Genomic DNA, 21,198 nt, shown 5'->3' on the forward strand with positions numbered 1-21,198 from the left:
TGAGGTCTCTTAACCGGCGGCCGGCGGACGCGGGATAACGACGGGGCGAATCCCGTACCTGGGAATGGAGCGGCGTAACCTGCGGCCGTTGCCGGCCAGCGGTCCTGCGACACCGCCCGGCCCGCCCGCCGCGGACGACCCGATGTCGCTCAGCCCCGTGACAGGCGCCCCCGCCAGAGCGGGGGTGATGTTGGCGGCGGAGACCCAGCTCTGTGGCACCGACATCGACCCGACCAGATGCGCGTTGCCGACCCCTGCCGATGCGCCGGACAAGCCGACTGTGTTGGACGCCAGGGCGGCAGTCCCGGCACCTTCCGCGCCGAAGCCGAACTCCTCTAGACCCGACATGATGGTGGCACTCGAGCCCAAAGCACCCACACCCACCGCCGATGCCAGGATGGTCTGCGGGTTGAACGGACCGCCGCCAAGCGAACCGGTGACGACCGAGTTGCTGAAAAAGGTGCTTCCCAAAAAGCTGCCCAGCGCGCTGTTGTGCGACCCGTCCAACAGCCCCGTCAGGTAGTCGGTGACAGATCCTTGGGGTGCCGCGGCAACAGCATTCGCGTCATCTGCTGTGAAGCTAGGCGTCGACGCCAATGACTGCGCATTCCCGGCCGGCGTGTTGACCGCTTGGGTGACGGCCTCATTTTGTCTGGCCGGTGCGTCGGGAGCGGTGTTCGTCCGCGGCGATGTGAACGGCGTCAGCTGTGCCGCGGCGTTCGACGCCATGGCGTAGCCATTCATCGCCGCGGCATCCTGGGCCCACATTTCGGCGTACTGGGCTTCGGTGGCCGCGATCGCCGGAGTGTTCTGCCCGAACACGTTGGTAGCCAACAGGTTTGCCAGCATCGTGCGGTTGGCCGCCACGACCGGCGGGGGCACGGTCATCGCGAACGCGGCCTCGAACGCGGCCGCCGCCGCGTTGGCGTGCATGCCGGTCTGCTCGGCCTGCGCGGCCGTATTGTTGAGCCAAGCTATATAGGGTGCGACCGCGGCGAACATCGACGACGATGACGGACCGTACCAGCCCACGCTGATCAGGTCCCCGATCACCGAACCGTAAGCTGTTGCTGCCAGCCGTATTTCGGCCGCCAGCGCGTACCAGGTGGTGGCAGCTGCCAGCAATGGCCCCGATCCGGGGCCGGTATACATTCTGGTCGAATTGACTTCCGGTGGTAACGCCGCAAAATCCAGCAAGGTTTGCCCCCTCGGCGTGAATATCGGTTTGTGTTCGTGCCGGGTGCCGTGCGGATCGTCGCAAATCGATCCGGCCCCGCGGCGAGCGAAAATCGTTGTCGATGAGCAGCACTGCCCGGTGTTGCTTCCAGCGCCCGAGGCTACAGATTCGTTGCTGAGTCATCGCTGAGGAATCATTGGAATATGGCCTGCACCAGCTATTAATTCTGGCCGGAGCGTCTCCCGCCGTCCGTGCTGCGACTTTTCGCGACATTTGCCCTGAGCGCAGCGCGACCGTCCCGGCCTCCATCGGTCCGGCTAACAGCGGGGCTAAACCATCGGCTCGCTCACCCGCGGCCGCACGGCCGCGTCGACAATCGTCGGCTCGCCGGGGTGGACACCCCGCACTAAACTTGGCGCGCATGGCATTAGTCAGGCCGAGTTCCACGCTGCACGAGACGAGTCGGCGCGGGACTTCGCCGCCCGGCTCTGGGTCGAACGCCGAATTTCCCTATCACCCAACTCTTTTAGAAGTCGCCCAACGGCAGCAGGAGCTCGATGTCTGGGAGGCGCTGCAGGTTGGCGGCTACCGATTCGCCAAACCGGGCACGATCATCAGCTTGCTGGTCTCCGCCGTGATGCTGTTTCTCGCGCTCACGCCGATCCCGCCGAATTGGCCATGGAACATCCCGCTGGTCATCGTGGCGATCTTCGGTGCCGTGAGCATGGTGGTCTGTGGCCTCTTGTGGTTCGACACTCCGAAAGCCGCCCCCCGCCCGGAGCGCCTGGCGATCGTGCCGTTCTCGCGGGCGGAGAACCTGCACCTGATGAGCGCGCAACCCGTCGAGCCGTACCTCGCGACCTGCGCCTGTCCCGGCTGCGGCGACGAATGCACTCATCTGGTTCGGCAGCCGGTCGAGGGTGAGCCGGAATGGTCGACGGTCGTTCGGCAGTGCCGTGACTGCGGGCGCGAGTGGGCGCAGAGTTAGATTACGCGCCGTATCCGCTCGAAAAGATAACGCACAGAATGCATTTCACACCGTCGGCGACTCAGCGACGGCTACTACGCGCAACGTTCGGGTTCAGCCTCGCACAGCGGCGTCGCACCGCGGAAACGGTAGCGGTGTGCCGACACCCAGCGGTAGATGACGTTTTGCACGCCTGCCACGCCGGGGATCCGATAGATCCACAGCGGGATGCGGGTGCCCAGCGCCACCGACAGGGCTGCGTTCATTGCGTGCGCCCCGCCCAAGATCACCCCGGAAGAGTCCACCCACCAGGCGGATTGGAGCATTCGGTCGTCGGTGACGCCGAGTCGCTCGGCCATCCCGGGTGTCTGCATCGGTTCGACGCGCAGCATGCCCGTGCGATCCCACCGAACCAACGCGTTGACCGCCCGAGTGCATACCCCGCACCTGCCATCGAAGACTAGAACGCCGTGCATCCTTCGATTGTAATGCCCAACGCACTAGGCACAGTCGGTGCAAACGGGACGCCCCGAGCTGGTCAGGACCATCCGGTGTCGGTGCTGGACCAGGAAGCAACTGGTGCAGGTGAATTCGTCGGACCGCTGCGGGATCACCGTGACGGCCAACTCCTCGCCGGACAAATCAGCTCCGGGCAGCTCGAAGAAATGCACATCGTTGGGGTCCTCGTCGACAACGGCCGTGGCCGATCCCGACAAGCTCGGATCCAGTTGGCGTAGCTCGGGTTCCTGGCTGTCGGCGTCGGTCACGCGACGTGCGTCGTAATCGCTTGCTGTCTTCATGGGCAGACCTTTCATGCAGGGTGGCGGGATGACGCACGTCCGATGTACTCCCCCATGGCACAACCGGTACCCCGTTCTGCGGCGCCCCACACTGTGTCAAACATAAGAAAATTGCCTGATCGACCATTCGGCGTGTGCAGCCCACCGCAACGGCGATCGCGACCAGGCCGGGGACGTTGGTGGCGTGTTTGAGAGTTTCGCCAGCATGCTGGCGCGTGTGATCAACCGGGTAGTCCATCCCAAGTCCTCATGAATCGTGTTGCGAATTAACACTATCCACGTCGAGCGGATGCATGTGGTTCGATCTCGGCGCAAAATGCGCCCCGCCTACCAACGCCGTTGTGACCCACCCGCGAGCCCGGAGCGGCTAAACGGCCGTGTCAGGCGACCGCCAGGCGGGTATGCCGCAGCGATGAATGCTCCCGCTGTCCTGTTCGATGTGGACGGAACCCTGGTCGATTCCAACTATCTGCACGTCTACGCCTGGCAACGCGCCTTCGACTCCGAAGACGTAGCGGTCGCGGCATGGAAGATCCACCGATGCATCGGCATGGACGGCTCGAAGTTGGTGCACGCCCTGTCCGACGACGCCCCGGCGGACATCCAAGAACGGCTCAGCGACGCACACAGCCGGTACTACCGGCAGGTATCCGGACTGCTCACACCACTGCCTGGCGCGCGGGAGTTGCTGCACCGCGTCGCCGATCTGGGCCTTCAGGTAGTACTGGCCAGCTCGGCGCCCGAGGACGAACTCGAGACGCTGCGCAAGGTGCTCGACTGCGACGACGTGATCTCAGCGTCGACGTCGTCCCGCGACGTGGATACCGCCAAACCCGAGCCGGGCATCGTGCAAGTGGCGCTGGACCGGGCCGGGGTGACTTCCGAGCAGGCGGTGTTCGTCGGCGACGCCGTCTGGGATGCCCACGCCGCCAAGGCAGCTGGAGTGCCGTGCATCGGCGTGCGAAGCGGCGGCATCTCCGATGCCGAACTGCGGGCGGCCGACGCATCACCGATCTTCGACGACCCGCAGAACCTGCTCGATCACTTGGACTCCACCCGCGTCGCGGCGCTCGCGCACAGCCGCTGACTACATACCGCGGGTACGCAGCGAAAGCGGTAGCACCCACCAAAAGATGGTGAACAGCGCGAGTGCACACGCTCCCGCGATCATTCCCGCGGTGGTTCCGGCCACGGCGACAAAGACGATGACCGTTACCCCGGTCAGCGCCAATCCGAGCAGCGCCAGCCCAGCGAAGGCGCACCGGTGCGCGGCCGACACCAGCACCTGCAAGCGATGCCGCCGGAACAACAGCCGATGTATGCCGACCGGGGCGATCAGCAGCACCGTTGCCCCCACCGAACATCCCACGGTCACCAAGTAGGCGATCCGCATCTGTTGATCGAGAACGTCGAATCGCTGCTGGAACGGGAGTGTCAGGAGGAACCCGGTAAGCAGCTGCACGCCGGTCTGCACCACCCGCAGTTCCTGCAACAGGCTGTTCCAGTTACGGTCCAGCCGCGCGGTTTCGCTCTCACCGCGCTTATTGCGGTCCCACCGCTGGTCGTCTTCCGGGTGGTCGACATCCATGTCGGTGATCATCGCACCGACTGCAACCCAGGTGCGGGACCCCGCGGCCGAGGAAACCCCAGGCGCGGGTACCAGCAGCGAAAGTCAGTGGTTGAGTTTGCCGTCTCGCACGGCGGTCAACGCGTCGTCGAGCGTCGGATAAAGCGGGAAAGTCTTGTCCAGACCGGTCAGGTGGATCGGGCGTCGGGTCGCCGGACCCCGCGCGACCACCCCGAACTCCGCCGACTTGCCGAGTTTCTCGTAGGTCGCCGCAAGGATCTTCAGCCCGACCGAGCCGAGAAACTCCACCGCGGACAGGTCGATAACCAGCGCGGACGGCCCTTCAGCAACAACTGCACCGATTGCTTGCTCCAGGGCCGGAGCGGTGACCAAGTCGATTTCACCGCTGACACTGACCACGGACACCCCATCGTGGTCCGCAACCAACGTGGTAATCGAATCAGGAGCTGACAATGGCGATCCTTCGTCCGGGCCTTAAGTGTGGTGCAAGCCTAACCTGCCGTGCGAACTGCGAGAAGAAGAAGACCTCAACACCTGCCCCGCGTCAAACCAGGCTAGTCTCCCCATAGAACCTGCGCACTGCGGAGCGCGACGCGGCACACGGGAGGCCAGATGTCAGATTCCAGCAGCACCGGCACCACCGCAAGTGTCTCCAGCGAAGGTCTGCTTCCCCAGCTTGTGCAACACCTGCGGCAAAATCGCACGGTTCTCCGCGAGGAGTGGGCCCGACGAATCACCGAGGCCGAACTGCTGACCGCGATGACGCCGGAGGAGCTCTTCTCCGAGGCGACCGCCGTCTACGACAACTACGTCGAGGTGCTCGAAACCGGCAGCGTCGAGGCGCTGCAGGCCTACGCCCGCGACCTGTCCGAGCGCATCATCCCCCGAGGGGTGGAAACCGACGAGGTTCTCGGCATCGTGCTGCTGCTGCGAGACGTGCTGGCGCGCTCGCTGTTCGAGAAGTATCAGACCGAGTTCGAGATGCTCAACCGGGTGCTGGACGCCTACGAACCGGCCGCCAACCGTATCGCCAACACCGTCGGTGTGTCCTTCGTGCAGGAGCGCGAGCGCATCATCCGCCAGCAGCAGGAGGCGATCCGCGAGCTGTCCACGCCGGTGCTGCAGGTGCGCGAACAGTTGCTGATTCTGCCGATCATCGGTGTCCTGGACAGCCAGCGGGCCCGCCAGGTTACCGAGCAGCTGCTGAGAGCCATCCGCGCCAACCGCGCGAAAGTCGTCGTCATCGACATCACCGGTGTGCCGACCATCGACTCCACCGTGGCCAACCACCTGGTGCAGACGGTGGATGCGTCCGGCCTGATGGGCGCCAGCGTGATCATCACCGGTCTGTCCTCGGAGATCGCCCTGACGCTGGTGACGATCGGCCTGGATCTGTCCAAGATGAATGCCGTCGGTGACCTGCAGGGTGGTATCGAGGAGGCCGAGCGCCTGCTCGGCTACGAAGTCACACGCACCGGCGAGCTGACCGGGTGAGCACGACCGACACGGGCCCCGTATGCCAGTACCCATCCTGAAACAAGGCTCGATCCTGATCGCCTCGGTGCAGGCCGCACTCACCGATTCCGATGCGGAACGACTGCGGTACGACCTGATGGAGCGGGTCAGCCAATTCCGCGCGCAGGGCATCATCGTCGACGTCACCGCGATCGACGTGATGGACTCGTTTGCGGCCCGCTCGTTGCGGACAATCGCACACATGACTCGGCTGCGCGGCGCCGACACCGTGATCGTGGGTCTGCAGCCAGAAGTCGCGTTTGCCATGGTTCAACTGGGTCTGGCGTTCGACGACATGAACACCGCACTGGATCTCGAAGAGGGCCTTTCCCTGCTGAATCGCCAACGGGGAGTGGGGAAATCGACGATCGGGCGCGATGGTGGCGGCTGACATTGTCGTCGCTATCAATAACCCCGACGACATCGTCGCCGCCAGGAGAGCCGGACACCAGATCGCACTAGAACTCGGGTTTTCGCTGACCGACGTCACCATGATCGCCACGGCGATCTCCGAAATCGCACGCAATATCACCAGCTACGCGGGTCGGGGCGTCGTCCATCTGTGGGTGGCCGACCGTGAGGGTCGCAGGGCTCTGATCGTCCGCGCTGAGGACGACGGCCCAGGCATCGCCGACGTGGAGCGGGCGATGGAGGATGGCTACTCGACCGGTCGCGGGCTGGGCATGGGCCTGCCGGGATCGCGCCGTCTGATGGACCGCCTGATCGTGGAATCCGCGCTCGGCAAGGGAACGGTCGTCGAGATGTGGAAATGGGTTCCCGGCCGTGCGTGAAAACGGTCGCCTAGGGCCAATCGAGTGGGCGAACGCGGGGCGCCCACTCCCCGGCGAGAACATCAGCGGCGATCGGAAGATCGCGGTCGCCGTCGATGACGGCGCGGCGCTATTCGGTGTGGTCGACGGCCTCGGCCACGGCCCCGCCGCCGCCAGCGCCGCGATGCGCGCCGTCGATGCGGTCCAGCGGAGCCCGGGCGAACGTCTCGAGGTCTTGATCCAGCTGTGCCACCGTGTGTTGGGTGGGACCAGGGGAGTCGCCATGACGTTGGCGCGAGTGGATTTTGCGGCCAAAACGCTCACCTGGACCGGAGTGGGAAATGTCAGCGCCCACCTCGTCTCCAAGGATGTGACCGGCGTCCGCATCCGGTCCAGTGCGCGCCTTGCCGCCGGCATCGTCGGTTATCGCATCCCGGAAATCAGGCCAGCCCAGGTGGTTTCACTGCGCGTCGGCGACCTGATCGTGCTGGCCAGCGATGGCATCACCGAGGATCACCTGGACCACATCGACTTGGCCGCGTCGGCCATGGTGATCGCCGACCACATTCTGGGTAAGCACGCGAAGGAGACCGACGACGCCATGGTGCTCGCCGCGCGTCACAGGGGAGCCTCATCATGACCGATGCAGACGTCTTTCACGCCCAGTATCTCGCCTCGTTGCGCACCTATCTGGAGACGCGCGACGACAGCATCCTGGCCGTCGGCCACGAGCTCGGCCGCCGGGCACTGCAGGAACAAATCAGCATGCTCGACATCATCGAGCAACACGTGCGCATGGTCCTCGAGCTGTCCGAGGACATTCAAATCGATGCACCGATCGCGCTGGAATTCCTGCTGCAGACCCTGGCGCCGCTCGACGTCGCGACTCGCGGATTCCTGGACGGCACCAAGCGCTACGCCGAGCAACGGGCTCGAGCCGACGGGCTGGCCGACCGAGACAAATTCCGTACCGCCCTTGTGAATTCGTTGCAGGAGGGCTTCTTCGTCGCCGATCATGAGGGCTCGATCATCGAGATAAACAACGCCTTCATCGAGATCCTCGGCTACCCCACCGAGGGCTTGCCCTACCGGTGGCCGCACCCATGGCTGGTCGACAAGAAGACGGCGCGAGAACACCAATCCCGGGTCCGCAGCGAAGGCGGCACCCAGTACGAGACACCGATTCGGCATCGGGACGGGCATCTGGCCTGGGTGATGGTGAGCATCAACGCGGTCAAGGAATCCGAAACGGCGCAAGCGGTCTACGTGGGCACGGTTCGCGACGTCACAGCGGAACGGGCATTCGCGGCTCGCGAGAGTGCGGTCCTGCGCCTGGCCACCGCCGTGGCGGTAGCCAAAAGCGTTGCCGAACTGCTGGCGATCACCCTCGACGAATGCCGCACGGCGATCGGCGTCCAGCGGGTGATCGCCGTGACCTGGGCGGGCGGCGACGGCGAACCGACGGTTCAGGTGGCGGGCGAACCCGCCGTAACAACCTGGCGCGGACTGGATCCCTGGTTGCGCGACACCTTCCAGGACGCCCGCCACCAGCTGCCGCTGACTGCCAAAACCGTTGAGCGGCCCAATAAGCCGGGCAAGGCGCAGGGATTGGTCGCGGTGCTCTCCGGTACCGGAGACCTTGCCTTATGGCTGGAGCTCGGCGCACCGCGGTGGCTCAGCGCGGAGGATCGGTTGTTGATCACGGTGCTGATCGGTCATCTAAGTCTGGCCATGCAGCATGTCCGCCAATTCGAAAGTGCCCGTGAGACATCGCTGACGTTGCAGCGCGCGATGTTGCCGCCTATCGAGTCGCCACCGGGATTCGTGATGCGCTACGAGCCCGCCGTCCCACCGTTGGAGATCGGCGGCGACTGGTACGACGTGCTGTCGATCGGCGATCACCGCATCGGCATCGTCGTCGGCGACTGCGTGGGGCGGGGCCTGCCTGCCGCGGCGATCATGGGTCAGTTGCGTAGTTCGGCGCGCGCGCTGCTGATCAACGGCGCCGGCCCCGCGGCGGTGCTCGAGCAACTCGACCTGGCGGCCTCGCTCATTCCGAATGCGTACTGCACCACTGTTTTTCTCGCCATTCTGGATACCGAATCCGGCATGTTGGAGTACAGCAATGCCGGTCATATGCCCGCGGTGCTCGCCGGACCGTCGGGCACGACGGTGCTCACCGATGCCCGGTCGGTGCCACTCGCGGTCCTTCGAGACGAACCTCGCCCGCAAATATCCCGGCGGCTGCCGTCCGGCTCGACGCTGATGGTGTTCACCGACGGATTGGTGGAACGCAAACATGAGGCGCTCGACGACGGAATAACCCGCGCCGCGGAAGTTTTGGTGGAGACACGGACGTTGCCGTTGGACGCCGTCGCCGATGCGGTGCTGCGCGAGCTGGCGCCGGCAGCCGGATACGACGACGATGTGGCGATGGTGATTTACCGACACCAGCAGGCGCCGCTACGGATCGAAACACACGCTATCGCAGACGAATTGGCCAGCATCCGGCATCGGTTGGCAGACTGGCTCAGAGCCTCTGATGTCCCCGACGAACTCATCGACGATATCGTGCTGGTCGTCAACGAGGGATGCACCAACTGCGTCGAGCACGCCTACCGCGGACACGGCCTCGGAACAACGCTGCTCGAAGTCAAAACGGTGGACGGCCAAGTCCGCGCCCGCATCACCGACCGTGGTTCCTGGAAACCGCCGGCGATCAATCCGGGCAACAGCGGACGTGGCCTGATCCTGATGAGGGCCATCAGCGACATGATGGAGATCGACAGCAGCCCAACCGGAACCGTAGTTGACATCACCTTCCGGCTACCGGCGGCACCCGCCGGTAGCGACGACTGGTCCGGCGGCCGCTAGAAAGGACACCGTTTGCCATGACCCCTTTCGTGGTATGTCCAACGACGTGACCCGCGCGTCGATCAGCATCGAACCCGCCCTTCCGGCGGCCCACGGACCACTGTCGACGGCCGTGTGTCGGGCGCTGGCCGGGCCGCCATCCGTAGACCACCTCGCGCGAATCGGCTCATCGGTAGGCGATTCGGATCCGTACGGGCTCGACCTGCAGCTGGCCCTGTGCGTGTGCTACGAGCTGCACTATCGGGGTTTTGCGGGCGTGGATCCCACCTGGGAGTGGAATCCCGACCTGCTGCGACTGCGCGCCGAACTCGAGCGTGCCTTTCTGGCGGGCGTGCGTCGCGATGTCGGCCCCATCGAACGCGACCGGACCGCGACGGCGGAGATGGACGCCATGTCCGTCGAACCCGTCAACGGCACCGGGCCGTCCTACTATCTGCGCGACACCGGGACCTGGCAGCAGATGCGTGAATACTTCGTGCACCGATCGATGTATCACCTCAAGGAGGGGGATCCGCATGCCTGGGCCATCCCGCGGCTGACGGGCGGCGCCAAGGCGGCATTCGTGGCGATCGAATTCGACGAGTACGGCGCCGGGCAACGCCACCGAGCACACCAACAGCTCTTCGCGGACCTGCTGGCGGCGGCCGATCTGGACACCACCTACCTGGGATACCTGGACGCCGTGCCCGCCGAGGCGCTTGCGGTGGTCAACCTGATGTCACTGTTCGGCCTGCACCGGCGGCTGCGCGGCGCGGCGATCGGACATTTCGCTGCCACGGAGATCACGTCATCGCCCGGCTCCCGGCGAATGGCCCAAGCGCTCGAGCGGATGGACGCGCCACCGGCGTGCGTCGCGTTCTACCGCGAACACGTCGAGGCCGACGCCGTGCACGAACAGGTGGTGCGCTTCGACGTGGTAGGCGATCTAGTAGCCCGCGAACCGGAGCTGGACAGCGACATCGTTTTCGGGATGCGGGCGCTCGCTGCCGTCGAGGATCGCCTCGCCGACACCATCATGACGGCGTGGAAGCGGGGCCAGAGCTCGTTGCGGCGACCGCTTAGTTAGATCTCAATCAGGCTTCGTGCCAACGCCTTCGACGTGGCGGCAGCGCCGGTGGCTGGTGTCGCACAATGGGTATTCGCGACTGCGCCCACAGGTGCAGATGGCCACCATGAACCGGTCGGATTCGACCACCCGGCCGTCGTCGACTTCGATCCGCACCGGACCCGGTAGCAGGATGGGCCCCTTGGGGACCACCCGTACCCGTGTCCCGGTCATCGCTTGTCCGCCCGGATCACCACCAGGTCCTCTTCCCGGCAGCCTTGCGGCACCAAGCCGATCTGCTCCAGCCAACCCGCGCGCTGCGTCAGCACGGGCCCGAATGGAATGCGTTCGGACGCAACGACATCGGCACCCAAGCCGGTAGAGCGCAAGTAGTCCAACGAACGATGGACGCCGGCCAGGGTCGACTGCACCAACAGCAGGGATCCGCCGTCGCATAACAGGTCTGATGCCGCTGCGCAAAGCGGGTCCAGCACCCGCCGGCCGTCTCTGCCGGCATTCCAAGCCCACGACGGGCCCACGCCCGGCGAGACCACGTCGATGTCATCCTGCGGCGGGGTGGGCACGTAGGGCGGGTTGGCCACCACGACCTCGAACGGTGCGCATCTGAGGGCGGCGATCCACGAGCCTTCCCGGACGTCGATATCGACACCCGCGACGATCGCATTGCCCTGAGTGGAATCCACCGCGTCCGGGCAGATATCGAACGCCGTCACACTGGCGCAACCCATTTCGGCTGCCGCAATCGCGGCGAACCCGCTTCCGGTAAACAAATCCAGGACACGTCGCCCGGGGATCAGTCCGCTGTATTGCATCGCGCGAACCAGCAATCGGGAATCGGCTTGTGGCTGATACACAGTCGGCTCAGCTAACACCTCGGCGGTAACGGGGTACGTGCTCGTCAACGGCGGGCCTTTCGGGAGATCGCCGTGGCGATCACGGCATTTTGTGGGTAATTCCCACAAACAATGCGTTAAAACGCCACGCCCGCCCGGCGAGGCCTAACCCGTTGTTGCGTGCGCTAATTGCTTGATCAGCGTGGAGCAGAATGCCGGCAGGTCCGACGGGGAACGACTGGTGATCAGGTTGCCGTCGATCACGACCTCCTCGTCGACCACGTGCGCGCCGGCATTGCGCAGGTCGGTGCGAATGCTCGGATAGGAGGTGAGTCTGCGCCCGGCCGCCACCCCGGCCTCGACCAGCGTCCACGGCCCATGACAGATGGCCGCGACCGGCTTTCCCGATCCGACGAAGTCGCGAACGAACGAAACCGCGGTCGCGTCATTGCGCAGTTTGTCGGGGTTCACCGTGCCGCCCGGCAGTACCAGTCCATCGAACTCCTCCACCGAGGCGTCCGACACCGCACGGTCGACCGTGAATCGTCCGGCGGGTTCGAGATCGTGTTCGCGCGCCTGGATTTCGCCGGACTTCAGTGAGAGGACTTCGACGTGCGCACCCGCTTGCTTGAGGGCCGCGCGTGGCTGCTCGAGTTCTACCTTTTCCACCCCGTCGGCCGCCAGAATAGCGATTGCCTTGCCTTGCAGTTCGTTTGCCATCGTGTTCTCCTTCCCGGTTGGACGGCGCAGGTTGCAATCTCGGCCCGAATACCCTTGCCGGAACTCATCAAACGCTTAAGGCGACGCCGCCCGCAGTGCGGCCAGCAAGGGTTCTGCCACTTCTTTGAGGAACAGATCTTGTGTCTGCCCGCCGATCTGTATCAGCGCGATGTCGGTGAAGCCGGCTTCCCAGTACGGCCGCACGGCGTCCACGATCGCGTCCAGGTCCGGCCCGCACGCGATGGCATCGGCGACGTCTTCGGGTCGCACGAACTGGGTCGCGCCGGCGAAACCGGCCGGGGTCGGCAAGTCGGCGTTGACCGCCCAGCCACCGCCGAACCACCGGAACTGGTCGTGCGCGCGTGCGATCGCGGCGTCGCGGTCGGGGTCCCAGCAAATCGGAATCTGCCCGACCACCCGCCCGCCTTCGGCTCCGTTGGCGGCCTGCCGGGTGGCGTGCCAGGAGTCCACCAGGTCCTGGTCGGGCTGCACCGCGATCAGGTGGTCGGCGAGCTTGGCGAATTTCTCGACGCTGCGCGGGCCGCTCATCGCCACACCGATGCCGACCGGAGCGTCGGGCACATCCCACAGCCGCGCGGAGTCCACCTGAAAGTAGTCGCCGCGCCAGTTCACCAGCCGGCCGCCGAACAGCTCCCGAATAATGTTGATGGCTTCGCGCAGCATGTCTTGGCGCCGTTCGAGGGTGGGCCAACCTTTACCGACAATGTGCTCGTTGAGGTTCTCGCCGCTTCCCAGCCCGAGAGTGAACCGCCCGTCGGCCAGAATCTGCACGGTGGCGGCCTGCTGGGCGACGACCGCGGGGTGATATCGCATCGTCGGGCACGTCACATAGGAGTACAGGTCGACCCGCTCGGTCGCGTGTGCCACCGCGCCCAGCACCGCCCAGGCGTTGGGTGCATGCCCCTGCGAGGTCAGCCACGGAGAGAAATGATCGCTGCAGACCTCGAAGTCGAACCCGCGTTGCTCAGCCGAAACAGCGTACTGGACAAGGTCTTTGGGTCCGTTCTGCTCGGTCATCAAGGTGTATCCGAACTTGGTCATAACAGACCGGGTACCCGCGGCCCCCGCACGCAAACCGCCCGCGCCGGGCGCAAACCACCGGCGAACGACCGGCCGGGCGCTCGCCGAGTGAGACCGTCCAGCGCACGCACGTGACCTCACGATGCTGGTTGCACAACGCCTTGCCGTCGCCGGGGCGACCATCTGTCATGGTCGATCCCTGGAAATCACCCATATCGCGGTGCAAGATGATTCCTCAGGCACGCAAGGCGGGAGTACCAGGCGTTGATGACGGAATCTAGCACTGCCGCGGCCGACATGGCGCCGGCCGCGCTGCGCGCGGTGCTGGCCGACGACGAAGCCCTGTTGCGAGAAGGGGTGGCCAGCCTGCTCGACAGGTCGGGCTTCACCGTAGTCGGCCAGGTCGGCAATGCCGTCGAGCTACTCGCCCTGGTGCGCAAAACCCGTCCCGACGTGGTGGTCGTGGACATTCGGATGCCGCCCACCCATACCACCGAGGGGCTCGAGGCCGCCCGGGTGATCCATCAGGAGCTACCCGACACGGGGATCCTGGTGCTGTCGGCCCACGTCGACGTTGAGCATGCGATGGAACTACTGGCCAGCGGTCGCGGTATCGGGTACCTGCTCAAGAGTCGGGTCACCGATGTCGCCGATTTCGTCGACACGCTGCGGCGGATCGCAAAGGGCGCATCGGTGATCGATCCGGCGGTGGTGCAAGAGCTGGTATCGGGCCGGCGAAGAGACGATCCGCTGGCCGCGTTGTCTCCGCGTGAACTCGAAGTGCTGGGGTTGATGGCGGAGGGACGATCCAATGCCGGCATCGCGCGCCGGCTCTGGGTGACCGAGGGCACCGTCGAGAAACATGTCCGCAGCATTCTCACCAAACTGGGCTTGCCCGAGACCGACGACGACCATCGCCGTGTCCGCGCGGTCATCACGTTTCTTGACTCCCGCTGAGTCTCGGACGGTCGAGGACCTAGCACCCGCGACACGCTCATGCTGTTTGCGCCAAACCTCTTGGGGCATAGTAGGATCCGCGTCCGCGTTTGTCGGCCAGCAGCCCCCGTAGTTGGCGGTGCCCCCGATGCAGGCGCGACCGCACGGTTCCGACCGGCGCGTCCATCAGCACACTGATTTCCTTGCACCCCAGCCCTTCGACATCTGCGTAGTACACCGTGACACGGAGCACGTCGGGTAGGGCGCGCAGCGCCGCGATGACGTCTTGGTCACCGAGTCGTTGGAGAGCTTGATCTTCCGCCGAGGGCAGGGCCGAATGCGCGGAACTCGCCACCAGGTCCCGCTCCGTGATGCGGTCCGCCGAAACCAACGCCGGGCGGCGGCGCATTTTGCGGCAATTGCTGATGTGTGTGTTGACCAGAATTCGGTACAACCACGCTGAGATGGTGCTGTCGGCCCGCAAGGAACTGAAGGCGGCGAAGGCGCTCGCCATTGTGTCCTGGACAAGATCCTCGGCGTCGGCGCGGTGACGGGTCATCCGCATTGCATGCCGGTGCAGGTCGCCAAGCACCGGGGCGACTTGGCGTTCGAACTCGGCCGTGGGCCGCGCGTCGGCGGTCAATTCGGCTGGCAGGGTCATGGCGCACCTCTCGTGTCGGTGGGTCAACGGCGCCTTTCGGCTTCACGCTTCACGATTGCGCCTGCGCCGACTCACGTCTGCACCGCTGGCGGCCGTCGGCACTGCCCGTCAACCACAGTCACCGTCTGCCCGGTAGCCGGTATTAGTCCATGCCCCGCCCGCACGGCCAGCCTCTGCGCGGGACGCTTCTACTGACGCGCGCCCGAATTCATGCCGACTCACCGCACGTTTCCAGCTAGCCTCCATGCAACGGGCTTGCGGCTACCGCAGACTGAATTCGTGACAGCGAGTGATCGAACGCGGTGCGTCATCGTCGACGACAATCGCGATTTCCTCGATGCGGCGAAACGGTTGCTCAAGCATGAGGGAATCAACGTCGTTGCGGTGGCAACGTCGTTCGCGGAGGGCTTGCAGCGCGTCGAAGAGCTGCGGCCCGACGTGACGCTCGTCGATGTCAATCTCGGGGATGAGAGTGGCTTCGAACTCGTCGATCAGCTGCACCGAAATGGGCTCGGCGCATCGGTACGGACCATCTTGATTTCCACGCATGCCGAAGAGGACTTCGCCGAGTTGATTTCCGACAGCCCAGCTTTGGCTTTCATCCCCAAAGCTGCGTTGTCAGGTGCAGCGATCCGCGGCGCCCTTGGGACTATCGTTTAGCTGCCCGCTGGCTCCACATCCGGATTGGCGTCGCCGTAACGACAACCGTGCTCACAGCGGCTCGACGCGATCCGGTTCGCCGGCGCATCGGCCCCTGATCACCGAATTGACTTGCCGTTGAGCAACTCCGGACTCGAAGGGTTGCCCGTAAATCAGGACGCCGAAATTGCGGCTAGCCGGAATGCGGAGGGGCAGCTAGCCCTGACGACACCTCCGGGGTGATCCCGCATCCTGCTATCAGGCCCGTGGTCGAGTGCAACCTAATCGCACACCACAGTCAACCAATGTCCGGGCCGAATAGCTCACTGGGAGAATAGGAATGGGTTTCGTGATCAGACGGATTGAAGCGCCGGCCGTTGCGACGGCCCGCTGATTCGGGGCGAAGCCATGGACTATGGGGCCTTACCGCCAGAAATCAACAGCGGGCGAATGTATTCCGGCCCTGGGCCGGGCTCGCTAGTGGCCGCCGCGGCGGCATGGAGGGAGCTGGCGGCCGACCTCTACTCGGCGGCGCAGTCGTACTCCGCGGTGGTCTCCGGACTGACGACCCAAGGCTGGCGTGGCCCGTCGGCGCTGTCGATGGCTGCCGCGGCAACAACTTACGTCACCTGGCTGAGCGGCGCGGCAGGCCAGACCCAGCAAGCCGCCAACCAGGCGCAGGGCGCGGTGTCGGCATTCGAAACCGCGTTCGCCGCCATGGTGCCGCCGCCGACCATCGCGGCCAACCGGGCGCAGCTGGCAGCACTGGTTGCCACGAATTTTTTGGGCATCAACGCCGCGGCCATCATGGCGACCGAGGCTCAGTATGCCGAGATGTGGGCTCAGGACGCGGCGGCCATGTACGGCTATGCCGCGGCATCGGCCGACGCGGCTACCCTGACGCCGTTCACCGCGCCGCCACACAACACCGACCCGGCCGGTTTAGGGGCCCAACGCGCCGCGGTCGCCGATGCCACCGGAAATTCCACCGGGCCGTCGGCCAACACGATCGTCCAGCAGATCGTCGACGACATAAACAGTGCATTGGCGCCTGACCACGTCAACTCCGGGATCAGTGCGTTCTCGACGATCCCGTCTATCGTCCTGTCGGCGGCCTCCTTGGCGAATTCCGGCGCCGACTCGACGGCGACGGCATTGACCGACGTCAGCGCCGGACTCGGCAAGGTAGCGACCACGCTTGCCTCGGCCGGCTCGGCCCAGGTCGAAGGTGCCGTGTCCGCCGGGGTAGGACGGGCGGCCACCATTGGTGCCTTGTCGGCGCCGCCGGCCTGGGGGTCGCTCGTCTCAGCAAATGGCGCTGCGCCCAATGCATTACCGGTCAATCTCGTCGGCCAAACCTCCCTCGGGGAGTCGCCACCGCTCGGCGTCGCCACCGCTCCCGCGAACCTCGCGCCCGGCGCGGCCTCGCGCGGCGGGGCGGCGACGGAGGGCACAACACTGCGACTGCTGATGCGGCCGAACGTGCTGCCCCGCCAGAGGTACATCGGATAAGACGCTTGATGCGGGCCGCGATGGATTGGCGTGCCCGTTAAATTCCAGACGTGAGTCAGTTGAGCGGAAACCGCTCTGCTCTCAACGTTTCTCGCAGCGCGCGTCGGTACCGCGACAACACGGGCACATACAACGCCAACTCTTGGCGTACCGCCTGCACCACGTCGCGCCGATTGACGGTCACCTCTTCGTAGATCTGCAGCGCGGCCCGATGTTGTTCCGGCAGTGTGTCCAGCCACTTCTGCAGCTGTGCAGTCGCGGCACCGTCGCCCTCGACCTGCCTTACCCATTCGCCAAGTTGAACGGACTGCTGGTAGGCATACGCGATCGCAATGTCGGCCGTCTGAAAATTACCGGTCACCGCGAGCTCGCTGATCACCCGGTCGATCGCATCGGCCTTGTCCACGAGCACTTCTCGGCGAGTCTCCGGTGGAAGCGCCTTGACTATTTCCAAGTCTCGGCCGATCCTCAGGGCGTCCACGTAGAGCGTCTTCATCTCCTCGTAGTGGAATCGCTGGTGTTGTGACCTGCGGTCGAGCGCGCCCGTGCTGAACGCGATAACGCCCGCGCACAACACGAATGCGCCGCCCAGCAGCGTGCCCTGCCCGGGAGTGAGGTTGTGCCAGAAATCAATCCACGCGCTCATGTGGCCGCCTCCACCCCCAACCGCGCAGAGCTCACAGGTCCGCCAACGCGAGGCCGGTGAGGCCAAAGCCAAGGTGTGACAGCTCGGTGTCGACGCCGGTGTCGAGGTTGACGTACCGGATCCCGCCCCCCAGGTCGCCGACGTACAATTCCGAGTCGGAAATAGCGGCGACACCGATCGCCTCGTGATATCCCCGCGACACGATCTCGGGCGTACCGAGGGCCGGCTGCACCGTTGCCCGGTTGAGCGTGTTGCCGTCCGGCTCGGCGCCCCGATCGGTCCACACGAGCGTTTGCCCACCGAACAGATGTAGGTCGATTGGCTCCGGCAGGTCCTTCCACAGCAGTTCGACGTCGCGGCGGTGCCGTGGGCTGACGCCCACGGGCAGGTCGAGTGGAGTTCGAAAGATCCTGCCCTCACCCGCCTTTGGCGCGCCCTTCTGCGTCCAGTACACCAGGCGGCGCTCCAAGTCCACGGCGATCCCGACACAGTGGTTGGCAATCGTTTGCGCGTCGGCGTCACCGACCCCGGTGACGACCAGCGGCCGCAGGTCGCTGCCGTCGAGGTTACAGCGCAGCACCTGCATGCCTTCGCGGTCGCACCAATACAGCACACCCGCGTCGAAATCGGCGGCCAGCTGTTTGCCGGTGGTAAACGCCCCGCGCGGCACGATGGTGACACGGTTGGTGCCGTCGAGATCCGCGCGTTCCAGTGATCCGTTGCGGGCGTATGCCGTTTCCGAACGCGGGCCACCCCCGGGGTCGGGGGCGCCCATGTTCGTCCAGTAGACGTGGCCGCGTGACTGGTCGACGACGATGCCGTCCGGCCTCTCGTCGAGTTGGGCGATCAGGGTCCGCACCCGGGTGCCGTCCAGCGACACCGCCTGCATCTCCTGCTTGCCATCATTGAGCACCAGTAACTCGATCATCGGCGTTCGCTTTCGATGTCGGCGCCTTGACCCACGGAGAACGCCGGCACGGCGTCGCAGAGCGCCTGAATACTCTTGCCCGCCTGCATGACTGCGCCGTCGGGTCGAACGATTGCCGCGGTCGCCCGGCCCTGCTTCAGCCAGCGCCCGAGCTGGCTGTCCGGTGTCACGACGACAACGGCGGCGCCCCGGTTGCTGAGGTCCTGTTGTTGCGTCGGGCTCAGGGCTGTGGAGGTGACCACCGCGAATCGGTTCCCGACGATCTGGTCCAGGTGCAGGCCGTCGCGCAGAATCGGGTTGGGGCACAGCGATCCGGCCAGCTGACCCGGGAAGCGTGACTTGACTACCAGCTCCGACCGGTGCAGGCCCGGGGCCACACCGTCGGCAGCGCTGGTGCGGATGCCCGGCAGGCGGAAGCTTGCCAGCCGCGGGAATAGCACCTGACGCGCCAGGTCGCCCAGCCGGCCGCCGCCGGTCATGGCCGCTCCCACCGACGCCGCCATCAAAATCATCGCGGCCGCATGGGATTTGCGCTCCTGCTCGTAGGTGTCTAACACACTGTCGGGCAGGCTCCCACCCAGCACACCAGCCACCTTCCAGGTCAGGTTCAGCGCGTCCCGAAGACCCGCCGCCATGCCCTGGCCGACGAAGGGCGGCGTGAGATGCGCCGCGTCGCCGAGGACGAACACGTTACGGTCGCGCCATCTGCTGGCCACCTTCGCACGGAAGGTGTAGGCGGTGACCCGAACCAAGCGCAGCTCGCCGGCCGGTGTCTCACCCAGCCACGGCGCGATCAACGGCTCGATGTGCTCGATGGTCTGGTAGTCCGCGGCCGTCTCGCCATCGAGCAACTGGAACTCCCAGCGGTAGCGGGTCTGCCCGACTCGCATGTAGGTGCCCGCGCGCTGGGTGCTGCACAGTTGGTGGCACCCCTCCCACTGGTTGAATTCGGCGTCGGTGTCGACGTCGATGACCACCCAGTTCTGTTGGAACGGCAGCCCGTACATTTGCGACCCGATCGACGCGCGCACCATACTGTTAGCGCCGTCGCAGCCGAAGACATAGGCCGCCTCGACGGACTGCTCCCCACCGCGCACGCGGTCCAGGAAGCTGACCCGCACCCGGCCGGGCTTGTTCTGGGTCACGCTGGTGACCTCAACATCGCCCCGCAACACCACGTTTTGGTAGCGCTTGAGGTTGGTACGCATCATCGCTTCCAACTCGGGCTGGTCGAACATGTTCATTTGCGGGTAGCCGTTGGCGCTCGGCTCGGTGTTGCGCTTAATCTCGGCTAAAACCCGAAAGTCGTTGTCTAGCAACCGAAGCCCCAACGCGGACCGCCGGTGTGCGCCGAACTCGTCGGCGACGCCGAGCCGGGCGAGAATGCGGTAGATCTCGTCGTCAGCGTGCACTGCGCGCGGCAGGGGATAGACGGATTCATGCCGGTCGAGTACCAGGCACGAGATTCCGAACTGGCCGAGGACGGTGGCCGCGGTGACACCGGTCGGGCCGGCCCCGATGATGACCACGGGGACGAAGTCCGGCAGGGTGACCGGGGCGGATTGTGTGTTCCTGCTTGCGTTCATCGGAAGACCACCTTGTTGCGTTGCGTACCTAGGTTGATGGCGTCGTCATCGGTGGCCACCGTGGCCTCCACGACGTCGCCGTGATGCAGATAGTTGGGGTTAGCTGCCTGGGCGGCAAGGAATGTCATCAAGTCCATCTGGTGTGGGTTCTCGACTCCGCGCGCGGTCAGCGCGGTTCCGACCGGGGTGCCGGTGAGCACGATGTCTCCGGCCTCCAACTTCTGGAACTTCGCCAGCGCCTGCAGCGCCTCGACGGGTGGGTACAACATGTCGCCGTCGACCATCATGTTCTGCCGCAGTTCGCCGTTTACCCGCAGCTGCAGCCGCAACTCGCCGAAGCGCTTGAGTTCGTCGGCGTCGACGAGTACCAGCGCCGGGCCGACCGGGGTGAAGGTCGGATACGACTTCGACTCGTAGAACTGGGCTTTGGTGAGCTGCACGTCGCGGGCGGATACGTCGTTGGTCACCAGCAGGCCGTGGACGAACTCGGCCAGGTTGGCCTCGGTCACCTCGGTGCCCACCGGAAGCTCGCGACCGATCAGCAGACCGAGCTCCAGCTCGTAGTCCAGCAGCTGAACGTGGGGCGGCTTGACGATCTCATCGAACGGGCCGGTGACGGAGCCGGAAGCCTTGCGAAAGAAGGTCAACGGCGTTTTGGCGGGGTCACGGCCCACGTCGCGCACGTGGGAGGCGTAGTTGGTCGCCTGCGCCACCACCCGGCATGGCGTGGTGACCGGCGCGATCAACTCGAGGCTTGCCACCGGCACGGTGTCGCTGGAGTGCGCGGCTTCGTCGATGGCCGGGCGGTTGGCCAGCAGCTCGGCGGTGCTGGCCGCGCCGGTGACGATGCGGGCGGCGCCGTTGGGAGTCTGCACCCACCACGCGTCGGCGGTGCGCAGGATCGAGACGGTCATTGCGAATAACCTTTCTTTCGAATGA

Annotated in this window: 25 protein-coding genes; 11 read left to right on the forward strand and 14 right to left on the reverse strand. The window is 65.4% G+C overall.

Annotation, left to right across the window (positions count from 1 at the left end; genetic code table 11):
• Positions 1-9: 9 nt before the first annotated feature.
• On the reverse strand, positions 10-1,197 hold the full coding sequence (locus tag MJO58_RS25760; RefSeq protein ID WP_276553181.1) for a PPE family protein: 1,188 nt from the start codon (positions 1,195-1,197) through the stop codon (positions 10-12).
• A 401-nt stretch (positions 1,198-1,598) separates the two neighbouring features.
• On the opposite strand from MJO58_RS25760, the gene MJO58_RS25765 reads away from it, so the two are divergent.
• Entirely contained in the window at positions 1,599-2,165 is a 567-nt protein-coding gene (locus tag MJO58_RS25765; RefSeq protein ID WP_239721396.1) for a hypothetical protein, read from the forward strand.
• Positions 2,166-2,239: 74 nt separating this feature from the next.
• On the opposite strand, the gene MJO58_RS25770 is transcribed toward MJO58_RS25765, so the two are convergent.
• Positions 2,240-2,620 (reverse strand): thiol-disulfide oxidoreductase DCC family protein, encoded by a 381-nt coding sequence (locus tag MJO58_RS25770; protein WP_090607552.1) that lies wholly within the window; start codon positions 2,618-2,620, stop codon positions 2,240-2,242.
• A 24-nt stretch (positions 2,621-2,644) separates the two neighbouring features.
• Entirely contained in the window at positions 2,645-2,944 is a 300-nt protein-coding gene (locus MJO58_RS25775; protein ID WP_090609651.1) for a DUF4193 domain-containing protein, read from the reverse strand.
• Between the two features lie 412 nt (positions 2,945-3,356).
• On the opposite strand from MJO58_RS25775, the gene MJO58_RS25780 reads away from it, so the two are divergent.
• Entirely contained in the window at positions 3,357-4,031 is a 675-nt protein-coding gene (locus MJO58_RS25780; protein WP_239721397.1) for an HAD family hydrolase, read from the forward strand.
• Here the strand turns inward: MJO58_RS25780 and MJO58_RS25785 are convergent, their stop codons facing one another.
• Together MJO58_RS25785 and MJO58_RS25790 are read right to left on the reverse strand one after the other, a co-directional pair.
• The gene (locus MJO58_RS25785; protein WP_090609652.1) at positions 4,032-4,532 is read right to left on the reverse strand and encodes a DUF6328 family protein; all 501 of its coding nucleotides are present in this window, start codon (positions 4,530-4,532) and stop codon (positions 4,032-4,034) included. It abuts the gene before it with no gap.
• Positions 4,533-4,616: 84 nt separating this feature from the next.
• Entirely contained in the window at positions 4,617-4,985 is a 369-nt protein-coding gene (locus MJO58_RS25790) for an STAS domain-containing protein (RefSeq protein ID WP_239721398.1), read from the reverse strand.
• A gap of 159 nt (positions 4,986-5,144) precedes the next feature.
• On the opposite strand from MJO58_RS25790, the gene MJO58_RS25795 reads away from it, so the two are divergent.
• Genes MJO58_RS25795 through MJO58_RS25820 form a run of 6 tightly spaced genes read left to right on the forward strand, consistent with a single transcriptional unit; the run spans position 5,145 to position 10,757 of the window.
• The gene (locus MJO58_RS25795; protein ID WP_090607561.1) at positions 5,145-6,026 is read left to right on the forward strand and encodes an STAS domain-containing protein; all 882 of its coding nucleotides are present in this window, start codon (positions 5,145-5,147) and stop codon (positions 6,024-6,026) included.
• Positions 6,027-6,048: 22 nt separating this feature from the next.
• Entirely contained in the window at positions 6,049-6,438 is a 390-nt protein-coding gene (locus tag MJO58_RS25800; RefSeq protein WP_090607564.1) for an STAS domain-containing protein, read from the forward strand.
• Complete coding sequence (locus MJO58_RS25805) at positions 6,428-6,838, forward strand: anti-sigma regulatory factor (protein ID WP_090607567.1); 411 nt, start codon at positions 6,428-6,430, stop codon at positions 6,836-6,838. Before MJO58_RS25800 ends, MJO58_RS25805 begins: the two co-directional genes overlap by 11 nt.
• The gene (locus tag MJO58_RS25810) at positions 6,831-7,457 is read left to right on the forward strand and encodes a SpoIIE family protein phosphatase (RefSeq protein ID WP_239721400.1); all 627 of its coding nucleotides are present in this window, start codon (positions 6,831-6,833) and stop codon (positions 7,455-7,457) included. Before MJO58_RS25805 ends, MJO58_RS25810 begins: the two co-directional genes overlap by 8 nt.
• Positions 7,454-9,691, forward strand: a complete 2,238-nt coding sequence (locus tag MJO58_RS25815) for a SpoIIE family protein phosphatase (protein WP_090607573.1) — start codon at positions 7,454-7,456, stop codon at positions 9,689-9,691. Before MJO58_RS25810 ends, MJO58_RS25815 begins: the two co-directional genes overlap by 4 nt.
• A 46-nt stretch (positions 9,692-9,737) precedes the next feature.
• Positions 9,738-10,757, forward strand: coding sequence for an iron-containing redox enzyme family protein (locus tag MJO58_RS25820; protein ID WP_239723447.1), 1,020 nt, complete (start codon positions 9,738-9,740; stop codon positions 10,755-10,757).
• A 3-nt stretch (positions 10,758-10,760) separates the two neighbouring features.
• Here MJO58_RS25820 and MJO58_RS25825 read toward each other — a convergent pair whose 3' ends face one another.
• The 4 genes from MJO58_RS25825 to MJO58_RS25840 form a co-directional block, all read right to left on the reverse strand.
• The gene (locus MJO58_RS25825) at positions 10,761-10,970 is read right to left on the reverse strand and encodes a CDGSH iron-sulfur domain-containing protein (RefSeq protein WP_090607576.1); all 210 of its coding nucleotides are present in this window, start codon (positions 10,968-10,970) and stop codon (positions 10,761-10,763) included.
• Positions 10,967-11,659, reverse strand: coding sequence for a HemK2/MTQ2 family protein methyltransferase (locus MJO58_RS25830; RefSeq protein WP_090607578.1), 693 nt, complete (start codon positions 11,657-11,659; stop codon positions 10,967-10,969). Before MJO58_RS25830 ends, MJO58_RS25825 begins: the two co-directional genes overlap by 4 nt.
• A 96-nt stretch (positions 11,660-11,755) precedes the next feature.
• Positions 11,756-12,310 carry a type 1 glutamine amidotransferase domain-containing protein gene (locus MJO58_RS25835; RefSeq protein WP_239721401.1) on the reverse strand — a complete coding sequence of 185 codons (555 nt, stop codon included), beginning with the start codon at positions 12,308-12,310 and terminating at the stop codon, positions 11,756-11,758.
• A 75-nt stretch (positions 12,311-12,385) separates the two neighbouring features.
• Positions 12,386-13,372: an LLM class F420-dependent oxidoreductase gene (locus tag MJO58_RS25840; RefSeq protein ID WP_090607584.1), complete on the reverse strand. Its 987-nt coding sequence runs from the start codon at positions 13,370-13,372 to the stop codon at positions 12,386-12,388.
• 246 nt (positions 13,373-13,618) lie between these two features.
• Here MJO58_RS25840 and MJO58_RS25845 point away from each other — a divergent pair, with 246 nt between their 5' ends.
• Positions 13,619-14,308 carry a response regulator gene (locus MJO58_RS25845; RefSeq protein ID WP_239721402.1) on the forward strand — a complete coding sequence of 230 codons (690 nt, stop codon included), beginning with the start codon at positions 13,619-13,621 and terminating at the stop codon, positions 14,306-14,308.
• A 37-nt stretch (positions 14,309-14,345) separates the two neighbouring features.
• On the opposite strand, the gene MJO58_RS25850 is transcribed toward MJO58_RS25845, so the two are convergent.
• Complete coding sequence (locus MJO58_RS25850) at positions 14,346-14,948, reverse strand: sigma-70 family RNA polymerase sigma factor (protein WP_239721403.1); 603 nt, start codon at positions 14,946-14,948, stop codon at positions 14,346-14,348.
• Between the two features lie 279 nt (positions 14,949-15,227).
• Between MJO58_RS25850 and MJO58_RS25855 the strand changes: the two genes are divergently transcribed.
• Together MJO58_RS25855 and MJO58_RS25860 are read left to right on the forward strand one after the other, a co-directional pair.
• The gene (locus tag MJO58_RS25855) at positions 15,228-15,608 is read left to right on the forward strand and encodes a response regulator (RefSeq protein ID WP_239721404.1); all 381 of its coding nucleotides are present in this window, start codon (positions 15,228-15,230) and stop codon (positions 15,606-15,608) included.
• 387 nt (positions 15,609-15,995) lie between these two features.
• Positions 15,996-17,099, forward strand: a complete 1,104-nt coding sequence (locus MJO58_RS25860; protein ID WP_259608732.1) for a PPE family protein — start codon at positions 15,996-15,998, stop codon at positions 17,097-17,099.
• Between the two features lie 55 nt (positions 17,100-17,154).
• Here MJO58_RS25860 and MJO58_RS25865 read toward each other — a convergent pair whose 3' ends face one another.
• The 4 genes from MJO58_RS25865 to MJO58_RS25880 are packed head-to-tail and all read right to left on the reverse strand — an operon-like array spanning position 17,155 to position 21,173.
• Positions 17,155-17,745: a hypothetical protein gene (locus tag MJO58_RS25865; RefSeq protein ID WP_239721406.1), complete on the reverse strand. Its 591-nt coding sequence runs from the start codon at positions 17,743-17,745 to the stop codon at positions 17,155-17,157.
• Between the two features lie 31 nt (positions 17,746-17,776).
• Positions 17,777-18,673 carry a hypothetical protein gene (locus MJO58_RS25870; RefSeq protein WP_239721407.1) on the reverse strand — a complete coding sequence of 299 codons (897 nt, stop codon included), beginning with the start codon at positions 18,671-18,673 and terminating at the stop codon, positions 17,777-17,779.
• Positions 18,670-20,259, reverse strand: coding sequence for a bifunctional 3-(3-hydroxy-phenyl)propionate/3-hydroxycinnamic acid hydroxylase MhpA (gene mhpA, locus MJO58_RS25875; protein ID WP_239721408.1), 1,590 nt, complete (start codon positions 20,257-20,259; stop codon positions 18,670-18,672). The genes MJO58_RS25870 and mhpA overlap by 4 nt, the downstream gene beginning before the upstream one ends.
• Entirely contained in the window at positions 20,256-21,173 is a 918-nt protein-coding gene (locus MJO58_RS25880; RefSeq protein ID WP_239721409.1) for a fumarylacetoacetate hydrolase family protein, read from the reverse strand. The genes mhpA and MJO58_RS25880 overlap by 4 nt, the downstream gene beginning before the upstream one ends.
• Positions 21,174-21,198 lie beyond the last annotated feature (25 nt).

It is taken from the genome of Mycobacterium lentiflavum (assembly GCF_022374895.2).
GTDB lineage: Bacteria > Actinomycetota > Actinomycetes > Mycobacteriales > Mycobacteriaceae > Mycobacterium > Mycobacterium lentiflavum.

What these genes read in the sequence shown, in the direction of transcription:
- MJO58_RS25825 (WP_090607576.1), bottom strand. Translation starts at nt 10,970, where the DNA reads ATGACCGGGACACGGGTACGGGTGGTCCCCAAGGGGCCCATCCTGCTA.
- MJO58_RS25780 (WP_239721397.1), top strand. Translation starts at nt 3,357, where the DNA reads ATGAATGCTCCCGCTGTCCTGTTCGATGTGGACGGAACCCTGGTCGAT.
- MJO58_RS25770 (WP_090607552.1), bottom strand. Translation starts at nt 2,620, where the DNA reads ATGCACGGCGTTCTAGTCTTCGATGGCAGGTGCGGGGTATGCACTCGG.
- MJO58_RS25845 (WP_239721402.1), top strand. Translation starts at nt 13,619, where the DNA reads ATGACGGAATCTAGCACTGCCGCGGCCGACATGGCGCCGGCCGCGCTG.
- MJO58_RS25785 (WP_090609652.1), bottom strand. Translation starts at nt 4,532, where the DNA reads ATGGATGTCGACCACCCGGAAGACGACCAGCGGTGGGACCGCAATAAG.
- MJO58_RS25850 (WP_239721403.1), bottom strand. Translation starts at nt 14,948, where the DNA reads ATGACCCTGCCAGCCGAATTGACCGCCGACGCGCGGCCCACGGCCGAG.
- MJO58_RS25835 (WP_239721401.1), bottom strand. Translation starts at nt 12,310, where the DNA reads ATGGCAAACGAACTGCAAGGCAAGGCAATCGCTATTCTGGCGGCCGAC.
- mhpA (WP_239721408.1), bottom strand. Translation starts at nt 20,259, where the DNA reads ATGAACGCAAGCAGGAACACACAATCCGCCCCGGTCACCCTGCCGGAC.
- MJO58_RS25800 (WP_090607564.1), top strand. Translation starts at nt 6,049, where the DNA reads ATGCCAGTACCCATCCTGAAACAAGGCTCGATCCTGATCGCCTCGGTG.
- MJO58_RS25860 (WP_259608732.1), top strand. Translation starts at nt 15,996, where the DNA reads ATGGACTATGGGGCCTTACCGCCAGAAATCAACAGCGGGCGAATGTAT.
- MJO58_RS25880 (WP_239721409.1), bottom strand. Translation starts at nt 21,173, where the DNA reads ATGACCGTCTCGATCCTGCGCACCGCCGACGCGTGGTGGGTGCAGACT.
- MJO58_RS25815 (WP_090607573.1), top strand. Translation starts at nt 7,454, where the DNA reads ATGACCGATGCAGACGTCTTTCACGCCCAGTATCTCGCCTCGTTGCGC.
- MJO58_RS25840 (WP_090607584.1), bottom strand. Translation starts at nt 13,372, where the DNA reads ATGACCAAGTTCGGATACACCTTGATGACCGAGCAGAACGGACCCAAA.
- MJO58_RS25775 (WP_090609651.1), bottom strand. Translation starts at nt 2,944, where the DNA reads ATGAAGACAGCAAGCGATTACGACGCACGTCGCGTGACCGACGCCGAC.
- MJO58_RS25765 (WP_239721396.1), top strand. Translation starts at nt 1,599, where the DNA reads ATGGCATTAGTCAGGCCGAGTTCCACGCTGCACGAGACGAGTCGGCGC.
- MJO58_RS25795 (WP_090607561.1), top strand. Translation starts at nt 5,145, where the DNA reads ATGTCAGATTCCAGCAGCACCGGCACCACCGCAAGTGTCTCCAGCGAA.
- MJO58_RS25870 (WP_239721407.1), bottom strand. Translation starts at nt 18,673, where the DNA reads ATGATCGAGTTACTGGTGCTCAATGATGGCAAGCAGGAGATGCAGGCG.
- MJO58_RS25865 (WP_239721406.1), bottom strand. Translation starts at nt 17,745, where the DNA reads ATGAGCGCGTGGATTGATTTCTGGCACAACCTCACTCCCGGGCAGGGC.